General features: G+C 70.8%; 15 protein-coding genes and 1 pseudogene. 9 read left to right on the plus strand and 7 right to left on the minus strand.

From position 1 onward, the window contains the following. Positions 1-136: 136 nt before the first annotated feature. From AB0M47_RS38420 to AB0M47_RS38440, 5 genes are all read right to left on the minus strand, one after another. Positions 137-532, minus strand: a complete 396-nt coding sequence (locus tag AB0M47_RS38420) for a hypothetical protein (RefSeq protein ID WP_363422995.1) — start codon at positions 530-532, stop codon at positions 137-139. A gap of 138 nt (positions 533-670) precedes the next feature. Further along, positions 671-1,360 (minus strand): YcnI family protein, encoded by a 690-nt coding sequence (locus tag AB0M47_RS38425; protein WP_363422997.1) that lies wholly within the window; start codon positions 1,358-1,360, stop codon positions 671-673. 126 nt (positions 1,361-1,486) lie between these two features. Continuing rightward, positions 1,487-2,347 carry an SPFH domain-containing protein gene (locus AB0M47_RS38430; RefSeq protein WP_363422999.1) on the minus strand — a complete coding sequence of 287 codons (861 nt, stop codon included), beginning with the start codon at positions 2,345-2,347 and terminating at the stop codon, positions 1,487-1,489. A gap of 42 nt (positions 2,348-2,389) precedes the next feature. Next, the gene (locus tag AB0M47_RS38435) at positions 2,390-2,887 is read right to left on the minus strand and encodes a hypothetical protein (RefSeq protein ID WP_363423001.1); all 498 of its coding nucleotides are present in this window, start codon (positions 2,885-2,887) and stop codon (positions 2,390-2,392) included. A 94-nt stretch (positions 2,888-2,981) separates the two neighbouring features. Further along, positions 2,982-3,629 carry a helix-turn-helix domain-containing protein gene (locus AB0M47_RS38440; RefSeq protein WP_363423003.1) on the minus strand — a complete coding sequence of 216 codons (648 nt, stop codon included), beginning with the start codon at positions 3,627-3,629 and terminating at the stop codon, positions 2,982-2,984. A 2-nt stretch (positions 3,630-3,631) separates the two neighbouring features. On the opposite strand from AB0M47_RS38440, the gene AB0M47_RS38445 reads away from it, so the two are divergent. The 6 genes from AB0M47_RS38445 (at position 3,632) to AB0M47_RS38470 (ending at position 6,020) form a co-directional block, all read left to right on the plus strand. Continuing rightward, complete coding sequence (locus AB0M47_RS38445; RefSeq protein WP_253752778.1) at positions 3,632-3,913, plus strand: hypothetical protein; 282 nt, start codon at positions 3,632-3,634, stop codon at positions 3,911-3,913. Continuing rightward, entirely contained in the window at positions 3,910-4,119 is a 210-nt protein-coding gene (locus tag AB0M47_RS38450) for a hypothetical protein (RefSeq protein ID WP_253752776.1), read from the plus strand. Before AB0M47_RS38445 ends, AB0M47_RS38450 begins: the two co-directional genes overlap by 4 nt. After that, a complete protein-coding gene (locus AB0M47_RS38455; RefSeq protein WP_363423006.1) occupies positions 4,116-4,766 on the plus strand; it encodes a sigma-70 family RNA polymerase sigma factor in 651 nt (216 codons plus the stop codon). Before AB0M47_RS38450 ends, AB0M47_RS38455 begins: the two co-directional genes overlap by 4 nt. Continuing rightward, complete coding sequence (locus AB0M47_RS38460; RefSeq protein ID WP_253752772.1) at positions 4,763-5,026, plus strand: hypothetical protein; 264 nt, start codon at positions 4,763-4,765, stop codon at positions 5,024-5,026. Before AB0M47_RS38455 ends, AB0M47_RS38460 begins: the two co-directional genes overlap by 4 nt. Positions 5,027-5,190: 164 nt before the next feature. Further along, positions 5,191-5,799: a hypothetical protein gene (locus AB0M47_RS38465; RefSeq protein ID WP_363423008.1), complete on the plus strand. Its 609-nt coding sequence runs from the start codon at positions 5,191-5,193 to the stop codon at positions 5,797-5,799. Further along, positions 5,796-6,020 carry a helix-turn-helix domain-containing protein gene (locus AB0M47_RS38470; RefSeq protein ID WP_275978187.1) on the plus strand — a complete coding sequence of 75 codons (225 nt, stop codon included), beginning with the start codon at positions 5,796-5,798 and terminating at the stop codon, positions 6,018-6,020. Before AB0M47_RS38465 ends, AB0M47_RS38470 begins: the two co-directional genes overlap by 4 nt. A gap of 30 nt (positions 6,021-6,050) precedes the next feature. Here AB0M47_RS38470 and AB0M47_RS38475 read toward each other — a convergent pair whose 3' ends face one another. Beyond that, positions 6,051-8,603, minus strand: a complete 2,553-nt coding sequence (locus tag AB0M47_RS38475; RefSeq protein WP_363423010.1) for a LuxR C-terminal-related transcriptional regulator — start codon at positions 8,601-8,603, stop codon at positions 6,051-6,053. A 232-nt stretch (positions 8,604-8,835) separates the two neighbouring features. Here AB0M47_RS38475 and AB0M47_RS38480 point away from each other — a divergent pair, with 232 nt between their 5' ends. The 3 genes and pseudogenes from AB0M47_RS38480 to AB0M47_RS38490 form a co-directional block, all read left to right on the plus strand. Beyond that, complete coding sequence (locus AB0M47_RS38480; RefSeq protein ID WP_363423012.1) at positions 8,836-10,227, plus strand: M20/M25/M40 family metallo-hydrolase; 1,392 nt, start codon at positions 8,836-8,838, stop codon at positions 10,225-10,227. Positions 10,228-10,231: 4 nt separating this feature from the next. Then, positions 10,232-10,618, plus strand: a complete 387-nt coding sequence (locus tag AB0M47_RS38485) for an SCP2 sterol-binding domain-containing protein (protein WP_363423014.1) — start codon at positions 10,232-10,234, stop codon at positions 10,616-10,618. After that, positions 10,615-12,636, plus strand: a pseudogene (locus AB0M47_RS38490) (glycogen debranching N-terminal domain-containing protein); the annotation flags it as partial. The gene AB0M47_RS38485 and the pseudogene AB0M47_RS38490, both read left to right, overlap by 4 nt. Positions 12,637-12,785: 149 nt before the next feature. Here AB0M47_RS38490 and AB0M47_RS38495 read toward each other — a convergent pair. Beyond that, entirely contained in the window at positions 12,786-13,277 is a 492-nt protein-coding gene (locus tag AB0M47_RS38495) for a hypothetical protein (protein WP_363423016.1), read from the minus strand. Between the last annotated feature and the right edge of the window lie 416 nt (positions 13,278-13,693).

The raw sequence follows: 13,693 nt of genomic DNA on the forward strand, positions 1-13,693 counted from the left end.
CGCCCCGTCCCGTCCCGTTTATCATGGAGTTACCACCCTCCACACACCGTCGAGGCCACGGTTAACTCCATGATCAACGGGGCTGTCGGGGGTGGGGGTGGGGGGCGGAGGGTGGGGTGGGGGTGGGGGCGGGGGGCTATTTGGTGGGGGTGGACGGGGCGCCGGAGGGCGGGGTGCCGGGGTGGCCGCCGAGCAGGCCGAGCTTGCCCGCCTTGAGGACGGCGTCGGCCTCGGCCTGGGTCAGCTTGCCGGCCTTCACGGCGGCGTCGAGCCGCTCCTTGAGCTTCGCGGTGCGGTCCACACCGGACTTGCCGTGCTCCGGGGGCTTCGGCTTGCTGGACTGGGTCGACGACGACGCCGAGCCGGTCGGCTTGGGGGTTCCGTCGGCCGCCCACGCGGCGACCGGGGCCGCGATGCCGAGCGCCAGTACGCCCGACGCTCCCAGCGTCACCATCATCTTCTTCGAGAGCTTCACCATGTTCTTCGCCTCCTCGCGATCGGTGAGCCGTCGAAGCTGGCCGCGAAACCTCAAGGAACGACCTGGTCAACCTCACGAGAGCCGCAAAGGTCGGTCAATCGGCTGCCCGTTTCGTGGCCCGCCGCCCGATCCGTCCGGTGGTGCGTTCAGCCGGGCGGCAGGCGGCGGGCAGGCGTACCGCAGCGATCTTCGTCAGTTTCCCGAGGGCCGGCGGCGCCAGGCGAGCCCGGCGAAGACCGCGGCCAGGGCGGCCACGACCAGGGCCGCGACGGCGAGGCCGGTGCCGGCGTCGGCGGAGTCGTCAGAAGCGACCGCGACCGTGGCGGCGGACGGCGAGGCCGCGGTCTTGCCGGTGAGCTTGAGGACCGGGGCCGGGTGGTCGGGCTCGGCCTTCCCGTCCGCCGGGACCTCGATCCAGCGGACGACGTCGCCGTCGGAGTAGGTCTGGAGCGCCTTGAACACGATCTGGTCGGCCTGGGGCAGCGGTCCGGCCGACACGTCGAACTCCTGGAACTGGCCGGGCTTGATCGCGGCGTCGCCGGCGGCGGTCCAGATGATCTTCGTGACCGCCTCGGTGATCGTGCTCTCGCCCACCTGCACCGGCGTGGGAAGCTTGGTCTTCTCGGTGGCCACCGTCCAGCCGGGCACCGGCTTGACCGAGATGTGCCCGATGGGCAGCTCGACCGGGAGGACCACCTCCACCTTGGTCGTCGTGGCCGAGTCCTTCTCGTTCGGCACCCGGAAGGTCAGCTTGGTGTAGCCGCCCTGCACCGCCTGGCTCGGGTTCACCGTGACGTGCGCGGACGCCGCGCTCGCCGAGACGGCGACCGCGGCCGTGGCGACGGCCAGCGTCACGAGCGCGCGCTTGAAGAGACTTCTCATCGGACCTCATCCCATGCGACGTGCCCTCGGCCCAGGAACGGGCGAGGGTGCGCCATGCAGGTCGCCGGAAGGTCCGGTCCGGTTCCCGGCGAAGTCCGAATTCGTGTGGAATCCGTCGTGGGTGGGTCAGTCGCTGGCCGGACGCGAGTGGGGGATCTCCGGCGGGATGGGCGGCTCCCGCCCGACCCGGCCCGTGTCGGCCTCCGGCTGCGCCAGCCGGTCGAAGAACCGCAGCAGCTCGACCGGGAACGGCATGACCAGCGTCGAGTTCTTCTCGGCCGCGACCTCGACGACCGTCTGCAGCAGACGCAGCTGCATCGCGCCGGGCGTCTCGGCCATGATCGTGGAGGCGTCCGCGAGACTCTGCGCGGCGCGGAACTCGCCGTCGGCGGTGATGACCCGGGCACGTCGTTCCCGTTCGGCCTCGGCCTGCTTGGACATCGCGCGTTTCATCTGCTCGGGCAGCTGGACGTCCTTGATCTCCACCCGGTCGACGTGTACGCCCCACGCCTGCGTCGGGGCGTCGAGCAGCAGCCGCAGCTCCCGGTGCAACTCGTCCCGGTTGGACAGCAGGTCGTCCAGCTCGCTCTTGCCGATGATCGATCGCAGCGACGTCTGCGCCAGCAGCTCCACCGCGATCATGTAGCTCTGCACCTCGATCAGGGCCTTGTAGGGATCGGAGACGCGGAAGTAGACCACGGCGTCGACCTTGACGGAGACGTTGTCGCGGGTGATGCCCTCCTGTGAGGGGACCGGCAGCGTCACGATCTGCACGTTGACCTTCCGGAGGCGGTCCACCAACGGCAGGACCACGGCCAGGCCGGGCGGGCGTACGCGGGTCCGGGCCCGGCCGAACCGGAAGACGACGCCCCGTTCGACCTGATTGACGATCCGGACGCCGCCGAACAGCACCCAGAGAAAGACGAATGCGGCCAAGGCGCAGAGCGCCGTCCCCAATAGTGTCGCTACGTCGCCGTCCTCACCCATGACGGGCACATTATCGAACTTTCGCGATATTTGGCGGCTTGGTCAGACCCCGTCGTCGTCCTCGTACGCCGACTCGCGGCCCTGGAGGAAGATGCGCAGATCGTTGGCGATCGCGGAGTCGACGTCCTTCTCCCGCTTGCGCAGGCCCCGCTGGATCGGCTGCGACCGCTTGCCGTTGCGGGGCGCGGGGGGAGGCGTCTGCAGCGCGTGGATCTGGGCCTGCAGGCCGGCGAACGCCGTCTCCACGGTGGCGACGAGCCGGGTCTCGGTCTCGGTCAACTCCCGGCGGACCCGGGCCACCTCGAACCGGACGTAGCCGACCACCAGGGCGAGGACGGCCGCCGCCGACAGTCCGATCACGAGGCTGGCCGTCTTGAGGTGGCCGTCGCCGAGCCCGGCCAGGATCCACACCAGACTCACCACCAGCCCGGAGGCGGCGCAGATGGCCACCCGGATCAGCAACTCGCCACCGCGGCCGGTCGGCGTACGCGACGGCGGCACGACGATCGGCGGCACCTGTTCGGAGTCGCTCTCCGCCATGGCCGGCCTCCGTACTGACTCATCGGTCAACGTGACTGGGGTATCACAACCAGCCGCCGGGCGCACGGCCAGGCGGCGTAGGTCGTGGACGAGGCTACCTTCGGCCGACCCCGGAAGGCTTCGGCCGGACGGCGACGGCGATCCGCGCCGGCTCCGGTGCCGGTGGCTCGGGCGGGACGCTGTTCAGGTCGAGTTGCTGCCGCCAGTACGCTATCGCGCCTTTGACGGTCGCGCGCAGGTAGTCCTTAACGTCACCGGGCAGGTGCGGATCGGCGAGGTGCCGCTGCGCGTCGGCGAGCACGGGGTCGACGCGAGGCTTCGGGGAGGGCGGCGCGACCATGCCGAGTTCCTCCCGGGTGGCCAGTCCGGACTCGACCATCAACTCGCCCAGGCGTACGCCGAGAACGGGGGCGAGCTTGCGCAGGTTGTCCGGCGTCGGAGTGATCTCGCCGGCTTGATAGCGCGAGATCAGCGAGGCCGACACGCCCGAGGCCGCTTCGAGATCGCCATCCGACATAAATCCATTGCTGTCCATGAGTCGGCGGAGATACCACCCGAAGGGACTCTGCGGCTCTCTCCGGCGGCGACTCACGGATCCCATGGTACCGACCGGTAAGGGCCGCCGGGTCGGCGCGGTGCGCCCCGTTCGTGCGTCCGTGAAAGAGGAGCTCCTCCAAATGGTTCGAAGGCTGTCACCCATCCGGGCGACTAGGCGTCGTGCATGCATGGCTCTATAGTGCATGCGTGCACGAATTTAGCAAGCTTCCACGCCTGGCGTACAACGGAAAAGCGTTCGACGAGATCTTCGAGCTGCTGGGTCTCCGTACCGACGCCGAGAAGGCCAGATTCCTGGGCATCGCGGAGAGCAGCTTCAACCGCATCCGGCGCGGCGTCTCGATTCCAGGTGGGCAGTTCGTCGCGAGCGCGCTGCACGCGATGAAGTCCGAACCCAAGCTCGGCGGCCTGCCCGCCGAGCACACCCGGTTCGACCGGCTTTTCACGGTTGCGGTGGGCCGACCCAGGTGAGGCGCGCGCTGCGCCGCCACCTCCTCGTCTTGCTGTTGATGGTGCCGATCTGCGCGGTAGCAGTCGTGACGACACTGCTGGACCCGTGGGCCGCCGCACTGATCTTCACCGGCATGGCGATCGCGCTGGGCGCGGGAGGTGAGGCGATGCGCGCATTCACTGACGGCGAAGCCGCCGAGACTTCGAAGGAGAGGCAATCAACGTGAGTGATTGGGTCAGGTGCACCACGGGGTCCTACCGCCTGATCGGCGGAGACTCCCGGCACCGCAGGCCGAACGGTGGTCCGCGGCCCCGGCCCGTGGTCGCCGGCGCGGGGCGGGGCCGGGCCGTGCCGGCGGCGGGCCGGACCGAAGCCTGGCAGCTCGTGGTGCGAATCCAGCGGGGCGATGTCGAGGCGGTCGGCGAGTTCTACGACCGCTTCAACACGGAGGTCTACAAGTACATCTGGCTCTGGTGTGGTGAGGAGAAGCTCGCTCAGCAGTTGGTGCGGGAGGTCTGGGACCGGGCGCTGCGGCTCATCGGCGGGCTGCGGGCGACCGCCGACTCTCCCTTGTGCTGGTTGCTGGGCCTGGCCCGGGACCGGGCGGTACGCCACTTCCACTCCCGCCGCTACCGGCTGGGCCTGGTCGAGCTGGGGGAGCTGCGGGGGCCCGAGGACGACGGACGCGAACTGCTGGCGGCGGTACGCCGATTGTCGCCGCCGCAACAGGAGGCGATCGCGCTGACGTTCTTCTGCGGGCTCGACGAGGTCGACGCGGCCGCCGTGATGGGGCGTACGCCGGCGATGGTTCAGGCGCTGACCAAACGCGGCCGGGTGAAGCTGGCGGCGATGCTCACCGGAGGTACGCCGTGAACGGGCTGACCTCGCTGACCGTCGGTCAGCTGTGCCTGGCGCTCATCGCGATCGTCGTCATCGTCGCGACCGCCACCGCCCTCCTGGCCCATGTGCGGGGCCGGGAGATTCAAGAGTTGTACACGTACGTCAACCGCTGGGCCGGGGTCGACGACGACCTTGCCGGCTCGAATTTCATGGACGGCGTACCGCACGGGCCGGATCGCCGCCGGGTCAGTGACCCGCGGCAAGCCGCACGGCACCGGGCGGCGCTGCGATGAGCCGGGCGCGACGGTCCGGCGGCGCGGCGCGCGCGGCCAAGCGGACCCATCTGGCCCGCCGGAAGGCTCTCCCGCCGAATGCGGTACGCAAGGTGGAGGTGCGGTCGAGCGCTCCCGACGGCGCAGCCGCACCTCCACCGGAAAGCCGGAAACGCAAGTCTCCCGTGAAACGCACGGGAAAGAGCGCGGCGGGATCGCCGGCGGCGGCTTCCCGGGGGAAGCCGAAGATCCCGCCGCCCCGGGAGCCTCATCTCGAGGACCGGGGCCAGGCCGAACGTGAGGAGCTTGCCGGCAGCCGCCGCAACGCGGTCGCCATCTTCGACACGTCGGTGCCCCTGTACATGCAGACGGTCCGGGAGACCAGCATCTGCCCGGAATTGAGCCCGTTGCGCTCGCTCATCGCCGCCGCCGACGTGGCGGCCGCGGATCTGGCCGCGTACGCGTTCCGCAGCGGCGCGGGCGACCCGATCGGGCCGCCGCCCGGGCTGGATCCGGCGTTCCTGGCCGGTCCGCAAGGCAAGTCCCCGAGCGGATCCCCGGACGGAAAGGCGCCGGACGGAAAGGCACCGGACGGAAAGGCACCGGACGGAAAGGCACCGAACGGCAAAGCGTCGAACGGCAAAGATCCGGACGGAAAAGCCCCGCATGCGCAGGCCCTGAACGGCGACGCCCCGAACGGCGAAGCCGTGGACGGCGAAAGCCGGAACGACACCGCCCCGAATGACACCGCCCCGAACGACGGCCCGCCGGAACCGGCGGGGGAGGAGGAATGATGGAGCTAGAAACGCTCGAGCAGACGCCGCACCACGCGCATCCGCTCATGCGTACCGGTGAGGTCGCCCGGCTTTTCCGGGTCGACCCGTCGACGGTGATCCGCTGGGCGCAGAAGGGCAAGTTCCAATGCGGCCGGACTTTGGGCGGACAACGCCGGTACCTCCGTTCGGAGATCGAGGCGTTGGCGGAGGCCGACGGGATGGGGATGATCTGGCCGTGAATAAATCGGACGGGCGCGCCGCCTAGGGATCTACAAGAGCCCGAGGCGGCGCGCCCGTCCGACGGCGTCCCGCCGGGTGCCGACGGACAGCTTGCGGTAGATGCTGCGGACGTGGGTCTTCACGGTGTTCTGCGAGACCGACAGTTCGGCGGCCACGTCCCGCACGGTGAGCAGGCTCGGCAGGTACCGCAGCACCGCCAGCTCCCGGTCCGTCAGATCTTCCAGCAGCCGGTCGCTCACGGTGACCGAGGCGACCGGGCGTACGGCGTCCAGGCGGACGCTCAGCAGGGGATAGTCGGCCACCAGATCGCGGTTGCGGTCCAGGAGCGCCCGCGCTTCCCCGCCCACCTCGCCGAACGGCGCCACGAGGCCGTCGACGTCGGCGATCACCAGAGCGGTCCCGATCGCGATCCGGACCGCTCCTTCGTGCCCCAGCCGGTCGGCGATCAGGCTCTCCGCGAGCCACGCGTTCACCTGCGCCCAGGGACCGGCCGTCGCGCTCGTCCGGTGGACCGCCTCCAGGATCCGGGAGGCGGCGTTCAGCTCGCCCCCGGCCAGATGCGCGCGAGCCGCCACGATGCACGCGTGACTGTCCAGCGGCGTACGGCCGTCGCGCATGGCGTAGCCGGCCGCGGTCACCGCCTTCGCCGGGCGACCCTCCGCCAGGTGCAGTTCGGCGGTGGTCACCGCGCGCCAGTCGTCCAGAAGAGACGGTCCGGTCGCCGGTCCGGCCGCGGCCAACGCCTCGCGCGCCGCCGGCACGTCGCCGAGCGTCAGCAGGATCCGGGCCCGGACGAGTCCAGTGGCGTACGCGCTCGGCCGGTCGTCGCGGTCACCCGGTTCGGCGCCGACCACGGTCAGCGCGTCCGACGCCGCCCCCCGCAGCCACAGCACCAAACCGCGTGCCAGCCGGGCTGGCCGGCGGTACGCCTCCGGCACGTCCGAGGCGGCCGGATCGCGGGCGTACGCGAGCTGGGCGGCCTGCCCGACGTCCCCCCGCAGTGCGTGCACCAGGGCGAGCCCGCCCAGCGCCGCCCCGGAGGCCAGCGTCAGCTCCTGCTGACCACTGTGGACGGCAGAGGCCTCCAGGCTGGACCGGGCCAGCGTCAGATCGCCGGTCCACAGGGCGGCGTACCCGAGGCACTCGGCCGCGATCGCGCGCATCCCGTCCGCGGCGGGCACCAGGCCCGGGACGGTGGCGTCGAGCAACTCCAGCAGGGTCGTCATCGTCCGGCCGATCGCCTCGACGTCCTCGCGTTGCCGGGCGAGCAGGAGGTCGCCGAGGCACAACGCGGCCTGCATGGGCAGCCGCCGTTCCGTGGCGACCTCGCCGAAGCGCTCGCGGGCGAGTCTCGCGTACGCCCCGGCGGTGTGCTCGTCGTCCCGGGCGACCGCCGCCAGCGCAAGGACCGTCGCCGTCTCCGGATGACGGACCGCGTCGCGGGCGGGAACCCAGGCGGGCAGGCCCAGGAACACCTCCCGGGCGGCGCCCAGCACGAGCGGTGCGGCGACGCGTACGCCCACCTCCGCGGCCAGCTGGGACCGGCCGGAGGCGGCCGCGTGCCGCAGGGCGGCCTCCGGCCGGTCGCGCTCGGCGTAATGCTGGGCGGCTCGGGCGTGCACGTCCGGAAGGTGCTCGGCGATCACCAGCCGCGCCTCGTCGCGAAGGAAGGCGGCGTAGGGCCGCCGCAGCCGTAACCGCTCCGGTTCCTCCGCTGGGCGTACCAGTAGATGATGTTCGCGGCGCAGGTGATCCAGCAGGCGGGCGGCGTCGCGGCGGCCGGTGACCGCCTCCGCGGACCGCGCGTCGAGGTCGTCGAGCAGGCTGCACCGCAGCAGGAAGTCCCGGTGCTCGGCCGGGAGGCGGCCGAGCAGCTCGGCCCGCAGGAAGTCGGCGAGGACGTCGGTGAATCCGGCGGTGTGGACGTCGGGTGCGCAGACCCCGGCGGCCAGCCCGCCGGTGCGGTCGACCAGCGCGGTCGCCTCGGCCGGGGTCAGGGTGCGCTGGCGCAGCGACCAGAACTGGGCCGCTTCGCGCGGGTTGAAGGCGAGGTCGTCCGGGCCCACCTCGGTGAGCCGGCCGATGAGCCGCAGCCGGCTCAGCTGCGCGGCCGGCGCCTCGCGCGCGGCGAAGATGACCCGCACCTGCGGCATGTCGTGACTGAGCAGCGCGGACACCATGCCGGCGGACCGGCGCAGGTGCTCGCCGTTGTCGAGGACGATGATGAGCTGCTCCTCCAGCTGCTCCAGGGAGCGGGCGAGCAGGCCGACCGTCTCCGGTCGCCCGGTGGTGCCCGTCGCCCGGTCGACGGCCGTCGTCAGCGAGGTCCAGAAGACGCCGGGATCGCCGTCGAGCGGCCCGAGGCTCACCCAGGCGATTCGCGCGGCCCCGGCCGCGTCGGCGGCCCACATGGCCAGTGCGGTGGTCTTCCCGGATCCGGCCGGACCCGTGACGACGAGCAGATCCCCGGAACGCCCCTGGTCGAACGCCTCGTGCAGCCGCCGCCGGAGCAGACCGCCCGCGACGGGCGGCAGCCAACTGTCCACAGTGGCTGGCGCCACGTTGTCGATGACGTGAGTCATGTGTCCCCGACCCCCCGCGGGAGCGAAACCGCCCGGCTGGAAGAGTCCGACGGGCTCCAAGCCTGGGCGCTTTCGTAGCATAAGCCCAAAATAATGGCCTTCGTGGGCTACTCCGGTCATGCGTTTTCGCATCCGGCCCCCAGCCGGGGGCCTGCTCGACTTGGTTACTGCACAACCTTTTTCACCTGACGAGGGTGACGCCGGCACCCGTTCGGACGGCGAAGGTTGGCGAGTGAACGCCGTCGAGTTGCGCGCCCGGGTGGACGACCTCATGTCGTCGGCCCACGATGACCTGGCCAAGCTCATCGCGATCCGGTCGGTGGCCGGAGCCGATGACCGCACCGCCGCCGAGTGCGTGCGAGCCGCCGAATGGGTGGCCGAAACGTTGCGGGGGGCGGATTTCCCGCATGTCCGGCTGCTGCCCGTGCCGGACGCCGGTCCGACGGTCTACGCCGACCGCTCCGACGCCGGACCGGACGCGCCGACCGTCCTGTTGTACGCCCATTACGACGTTCATCCGGCCCCGGACGAGGACGTCTGGAAGACGCCGCCGTTCGAGCTGACCGAGCTGGACGGCCGGTGGTACGGCCGCGGCGCGTCCGACTGCAAGGGCAACCTGCTCATGCACCTGACCGCCATCCGGGCACTGGGTGACGAGCTGCCGGTGAACCTGAAGGTCGTCGTCGAGGGCTCGGCCGAACGGAGCGCGGGCAGCCTGGCCCGGTCGCTGGGGGAGTACGCCTCGCTGCTGGCGGCCGACGTCTTCGTCATCGGCGACGCCGGCAACCTGGCGGTGGGCGTACCGGCCGTCACGGTGAGCCTGCGCGGCCACGTGGCGCTGTCGGTGACGGTGGAGACGCTGACCGAACCGCGTGAGGCCGGCCCGTACGGCGGACCCGCGCCGGACGCGCTGGCGGCCTTGCTGCTCATGCTGGCGAGCTTCCGGGACGCGGCCGGCAACACGAACGTCCTCGGGCTGGACAACATGAGTTCGTGGGCGGGCGCGATCTACGCACCGGCCCGGTTCCGGGAGGACGCCGCCGTCCTGGACGGGGTGGCGTTGCTGGGAAACGGCGGGATCGCCGACAGCCTCTGGGCCCGTCCGGCGATCACCGTGCTCGACATCGACTACCCCGTACGCGGAGAGCACGGCATGATCCAGCCGTGGGCGCGGGCTCGGCTGGACTTGCGCGTACCGCCGCACGTGGACGAGGTGAAGGCGGCGCAGGCGCTCGTCGGCCACCTGAACGCGGTCGCGCCCTGGGGAGCCCACGTACGCGTCGACCGTGAGTCCGCCGTCCCGCCGTTCCTGGCGCGCGCCGGCGGCCCCGCGTACGCCGCCCTGACGGAGTCCCTGCGCGACGTCTACGGCGAGGAACCCGCCCAGCTGGGCCGGGGCGGCACCAACCCGCTCTGTGTCGGGCTGGCCGAGCACTTCCCGGACGCCGAGATCCTCCTGATCGGGGTGGAGGAGCCGCTGGCCCGCCGGCACGAGCCGGACGAGAGCGTGGATCCGGCCGAGATCGCCGATATGGCCCTGGCCGAGGCGTTGTTCCTGCGACGATGTGGACGTGTCTCACCCATGGCGGGCGAAGACCCGCGTGTCGAGATCCTCGGACGATGACCGCATGACCAATCCGACGGAAGAATTCTTCACGGAGCTGGCCGATCGCGGGCACGACCCGCGACTGGCCGGGGCCTCGGGCGCCCTGCGGATCGACGTCCACACCGATGGCGACCTGTCCGGCAAGCCGGGCGGGCACTGGCTGATCACGTTCGGCGACGGCGAAGTGGCGGTGGCCCGGGGCAAGGCTCCGGCGGACTGCGTCGTGCAGATCTCGCAAGACCTGCTCGACCGCCTCGTCACCGGCGAGGCCAACGGGATGGCCTCGGTGCTGCGCGGCGCGATGGCCATCCAAGGCGACATCGAGCTGCCCATCCAACTGCAGCGGATCTTCCCGGGGCCGCCGGCCTCCCGGGTCTCCGCGCTCGAGGCGAGCGGGAGTGCGTCATGAGCGTGAGCATCCTGCACGGGAACACCTTCGTGGTCAGCGACGACCGCGGGGACATCGAGGCGAGCCCGACCGAGCCGGACGGGCTGTTCGCCTGGGACACCCGGTTTCTGTCGCGCTGGGTGCTGACCGTCGACGGGCAGCGGCTGCAGGCCTTGTCGACCGATGACATGCAGTACTTCGAGACCCGGTTCTTCCTGGTTCCGGAGACCGGCACGGTGTACGTCGACGCGAAGCTGTCGGTCATCCGGCGGCGTACGGTGACGCCGAGCGGCTTCGACGAGCAGCTGACCCTGCTCAACCACGCGGACGAGGCGGTCGACCTCGCGGTGCGGATGGACGTGGCGTGCGACTTCGCCGACCTGTTCGACGTCAAGAACGCGCAGGAGAAGAAGGGCAAGCTCTACACGCGCCTCGACGGCGACCGGCTGGTGTGCGGCTATGAACGCGACACCTACCACCGGGAGACCATCATCTCCAGCACGGTCCCGGCCGTGGTGGACGACCACGGGATGTCGTTCTTCCTGCACATCGCGCCGCACGAGCAGTGGACGACCGATCTGCACCTGGCGGCGGCCATCGTCGGCCCCGGCGGCCATCCGGCGACGCTGGCCCGCGATCGGAGCAAGCCCGACCTCGAGAAGGACCTCGATCACTGGATCCGGCAGGCGCCGCGGACGGAGTGCGACTGGCGGCCGCTGGCCGACATCTATCAGCGCAGCCTGACCGACCTGGCCGCGCTGCGGTTCTCCCCGCTCACCTCGGGCGGGCGCAGCCTGCCCGCGGCCGGGCTGCCCTGGTTCATGACGATGTTCGGCCGGGACAGCATCTTCACCAGTCTTCAAGCGCTGCCGTTCGAGCCGGAGCTGGCGGCGACGACGCTGAAGGAACTCGGCGCCCGGCAGGGCACGCGGACGGACGACTTCCGGGACGAGGACCCCGGACGCATCCTGCACGAGATCCGGTACGGCGAGTCGGCCGCCTTCGAGGAACAGCCGCACAGCCCGTACTTCGGCAATGCCGACGCCACTCCGCTGTTCGTGGTGCTCCTGGACGAGTACGAGCGGTGGACGGGCGACACGAAGCTCGTGAAGGCGCTGGAGTTCCAGGCCCGCGCCGCGCTCGACTGGATCGACGAGTACGCCGACCTGATGGGCAACGGTTACATCTCCTACCAGCGGCGCAACGAGGAGACCGGCCTGGAGAACCAGTGCTGGAAGGACTCCTGGGACTCCATCTCCTACCAGGACGGCCGGCTGCCCGGCTTTCCGCGCGCCACCTGCGAACTGCAGGGGTACGCGTACGACGCGAAGGTGCGCGGCGCCCGGCTGGCCCGGACCGTGTGGAACGATCCGGCGCTGGCCGAGCGGTTGGAGAAGTCCGCGGCGGACCTGAAGAAGCGGTTCAACCGGGACTACTGGGTGGCCGAGGGCAAGTACTTCGCCCTGGCGGTGGAAGCCGACGGCTCCCAGGTGGACGCGCTGTCGTCCAACATCGGGCATCTGTTGTGGAGCGGGATCGTCGACAACGGCAAGGCCAAGGCGATCGCCGGGCACCTCATGAGTCCACAGCTGTTCTCCGGCTGGGGCGTACGCACCCTGGCCACGGACGCCCAGCGGTTCAACCCGATCGGTTATCACACCGGCACGGTGTGGCCGTTCGACAACTCGTTCATCGCCTGGGGCCTGCGCCGGTACGGATTCAAGCGGGAGGCGGCCCGGATCGCGGCGGGCATCCTGGACGCCGCGACGTACTTCGAGGGCCGCCTGCCGGAGGCGTTCGGCGGATACGAACGCGACCTGACCCGCTATCCGGTGCAATATCCGACGGCGTGCAGCCCGCAGGCTTGGTCTACGGGGGCGCCGCTGCTGTTCCTGCGTACGATGCTCGGGCTCGAACCGCTGGGGGAGCATCTGGTGGTCGATCCGGCGCTGCCGGCCGGCATGGGCCATCTGGCGTTGCTCGACATCCCCGGTCGCTGGGGTCAGATCGACGCGTTCGGCCGGGGCCGTATCGACGTCGGTCCGGGGCGGAGGTCCCGGCGGCAGCTGGGGACCGAGCAGGGTCAGGAGAGTCTGTCGGACAGACCCGCTTGACCGACTCGGCGGTGCTCGTCTCAGCTCGTGGTTCTGCCTAGCTCACGATGCTCGCGATGGCGCTCAGGGCGCGGTCAGGGCTCGTTGAAGCGGGAGTCGCGCCCCTGCAGGTACATCTGGAACTCCTCGGAGAGGATCTGTCCCGGGGTGCCGGCGTCCGGACGCCGTTGGGCCGTCCGGCGCCGGCGCCGGGGACGGTTCGGCCGTCGCTGCTGCGGCGCGACAAGGCTCGCGTGGGCCGAGACGGTGTGCGCCACCGCCGCGACCGCGGTCTGCATGCGGGCCTCGGCCACGACGATCTCGCGTCGCACCCGGCCCACTTCCATCAAGGCGTGCCCGGCCAGCAGAGCCGCGGTCACGGACAGTCCGATGATCACCGACCAGGCTTTGACCACGGGATCGACCGCGCTGGCGATGATCCAGACCAGGCTGACGACCACGGCCGAGACCATTCCGTACGCGATCCGCATGATCGTGTCGGTGCTGCTGCGCCCCGAGACCTCCGGGGCCTGGGTGATGATGACCGGCCCGACGCCGGCCCAAGACTCCTTACGCTCCTCCGCCATAGCGGCTCCTCCCGGCGGCGTGACTGATGCGTCCGGTCCCTCGTGCCGAGGTTCGCATCCGCCACGCGATCGAGTAGCCACAGTCCGTCACGAGAGGACCGGTGCGACATCGTACTTTCGGGTGGGCCTCCGTACCCGGTTGGCCGCGTATGCAAGTTCCACATTGCAAGCCAGCGTCGCACGTGCGTGCATGGACAATCGTCGAATCATGACGTCAGGGACGACGTGACCGGCAGAACTCGCGTGGCGTCCGTGGAAGTTCCATTCCGGGATTTCTGATCGGCCAGGTACTAATAGGCCGAACGGGTGAACACGTACGCGCGACGACGTGCTAACGCTCTGTCAACCAAAGAGTCAGGCGGCGCGTACGCCGCGGCCGGCGGCGCGGTCGGCCGCGCTCGGCTCGGCCGGCGCCT

Origin of the sequence: Hamadaea sp. NPDC051192, assembly GCF_040682475.1 — a bacterium.
GTDB classification, from domain to species: domain Bacteria; phylum Actinomycetota; class Actinomycetes; order Mycobacteriales; family Micromonosporaceae; genus Hamadaea; species Hamadaea flava.

Excerpts from the sequence above, each read along its gene's own strand:
- AB0M47_RS38425 (WP_363422997.1), bottom strand. The coding sequence starts at position 1,360 with ATGAGAAGTCTCTTCAAGCGCGCGCTCGTGACGCTGGCCGTCGCCACG.
- AB0M47_RS38430 (WP_363422999.1), bottom strand. The coding sequence starts at position 2,347 with ATGGGTGAGGACGGCGACGTAGCGACACTATTGGGGACGGCGCTCTGC.
- AB0M47_RS38435 (WP_363423001.1), bottom strand. The coding sequence starts at position 2,887 with ATGGCGGAGAGCGACTCCGAACAGGTGCCGCCGATCGTCGTGCCGCCG.
- AB0M47_RS38440 (WP_363423003.1), bottom strand. The coding sequence starts at position 3,629 with ATGCACTATAGAGCCATGCATGCACGACGCCTAGTCGCCCGGATGGGT.
- AB0M47_RS38470 (WP_275978187.1), top strand. The coding sequence starts at position 5,796 with ATGATGGAGCTAGAAACGCTCGAGCAGACGCCGCACCACGCGCATCCG.
- AB0M47_RS38475 (WP_363423010.1), bottom strand. The coding sequence starts at position 8,603 with ATGACTCACGTCATCGACAACGTGGCGCCAGCCACTGTGGACAGTTGG.
- AB0M47_RS38485 (WP_363423014.1), top strand. The coding sequence starts at position 10,232 with ATGACCAATCCGACGGAAGAATTCTTCACGGAGCTGGCCGATCGCGGG.
- AB0M47_RS38495 (WP_363423016.1), bottom strand. The coding sequence starts at position 13,277 with ATGGCGGAGGAGCGTAAGGAGTCTTGGGCCGGCGTCGGGCCGGTCATC.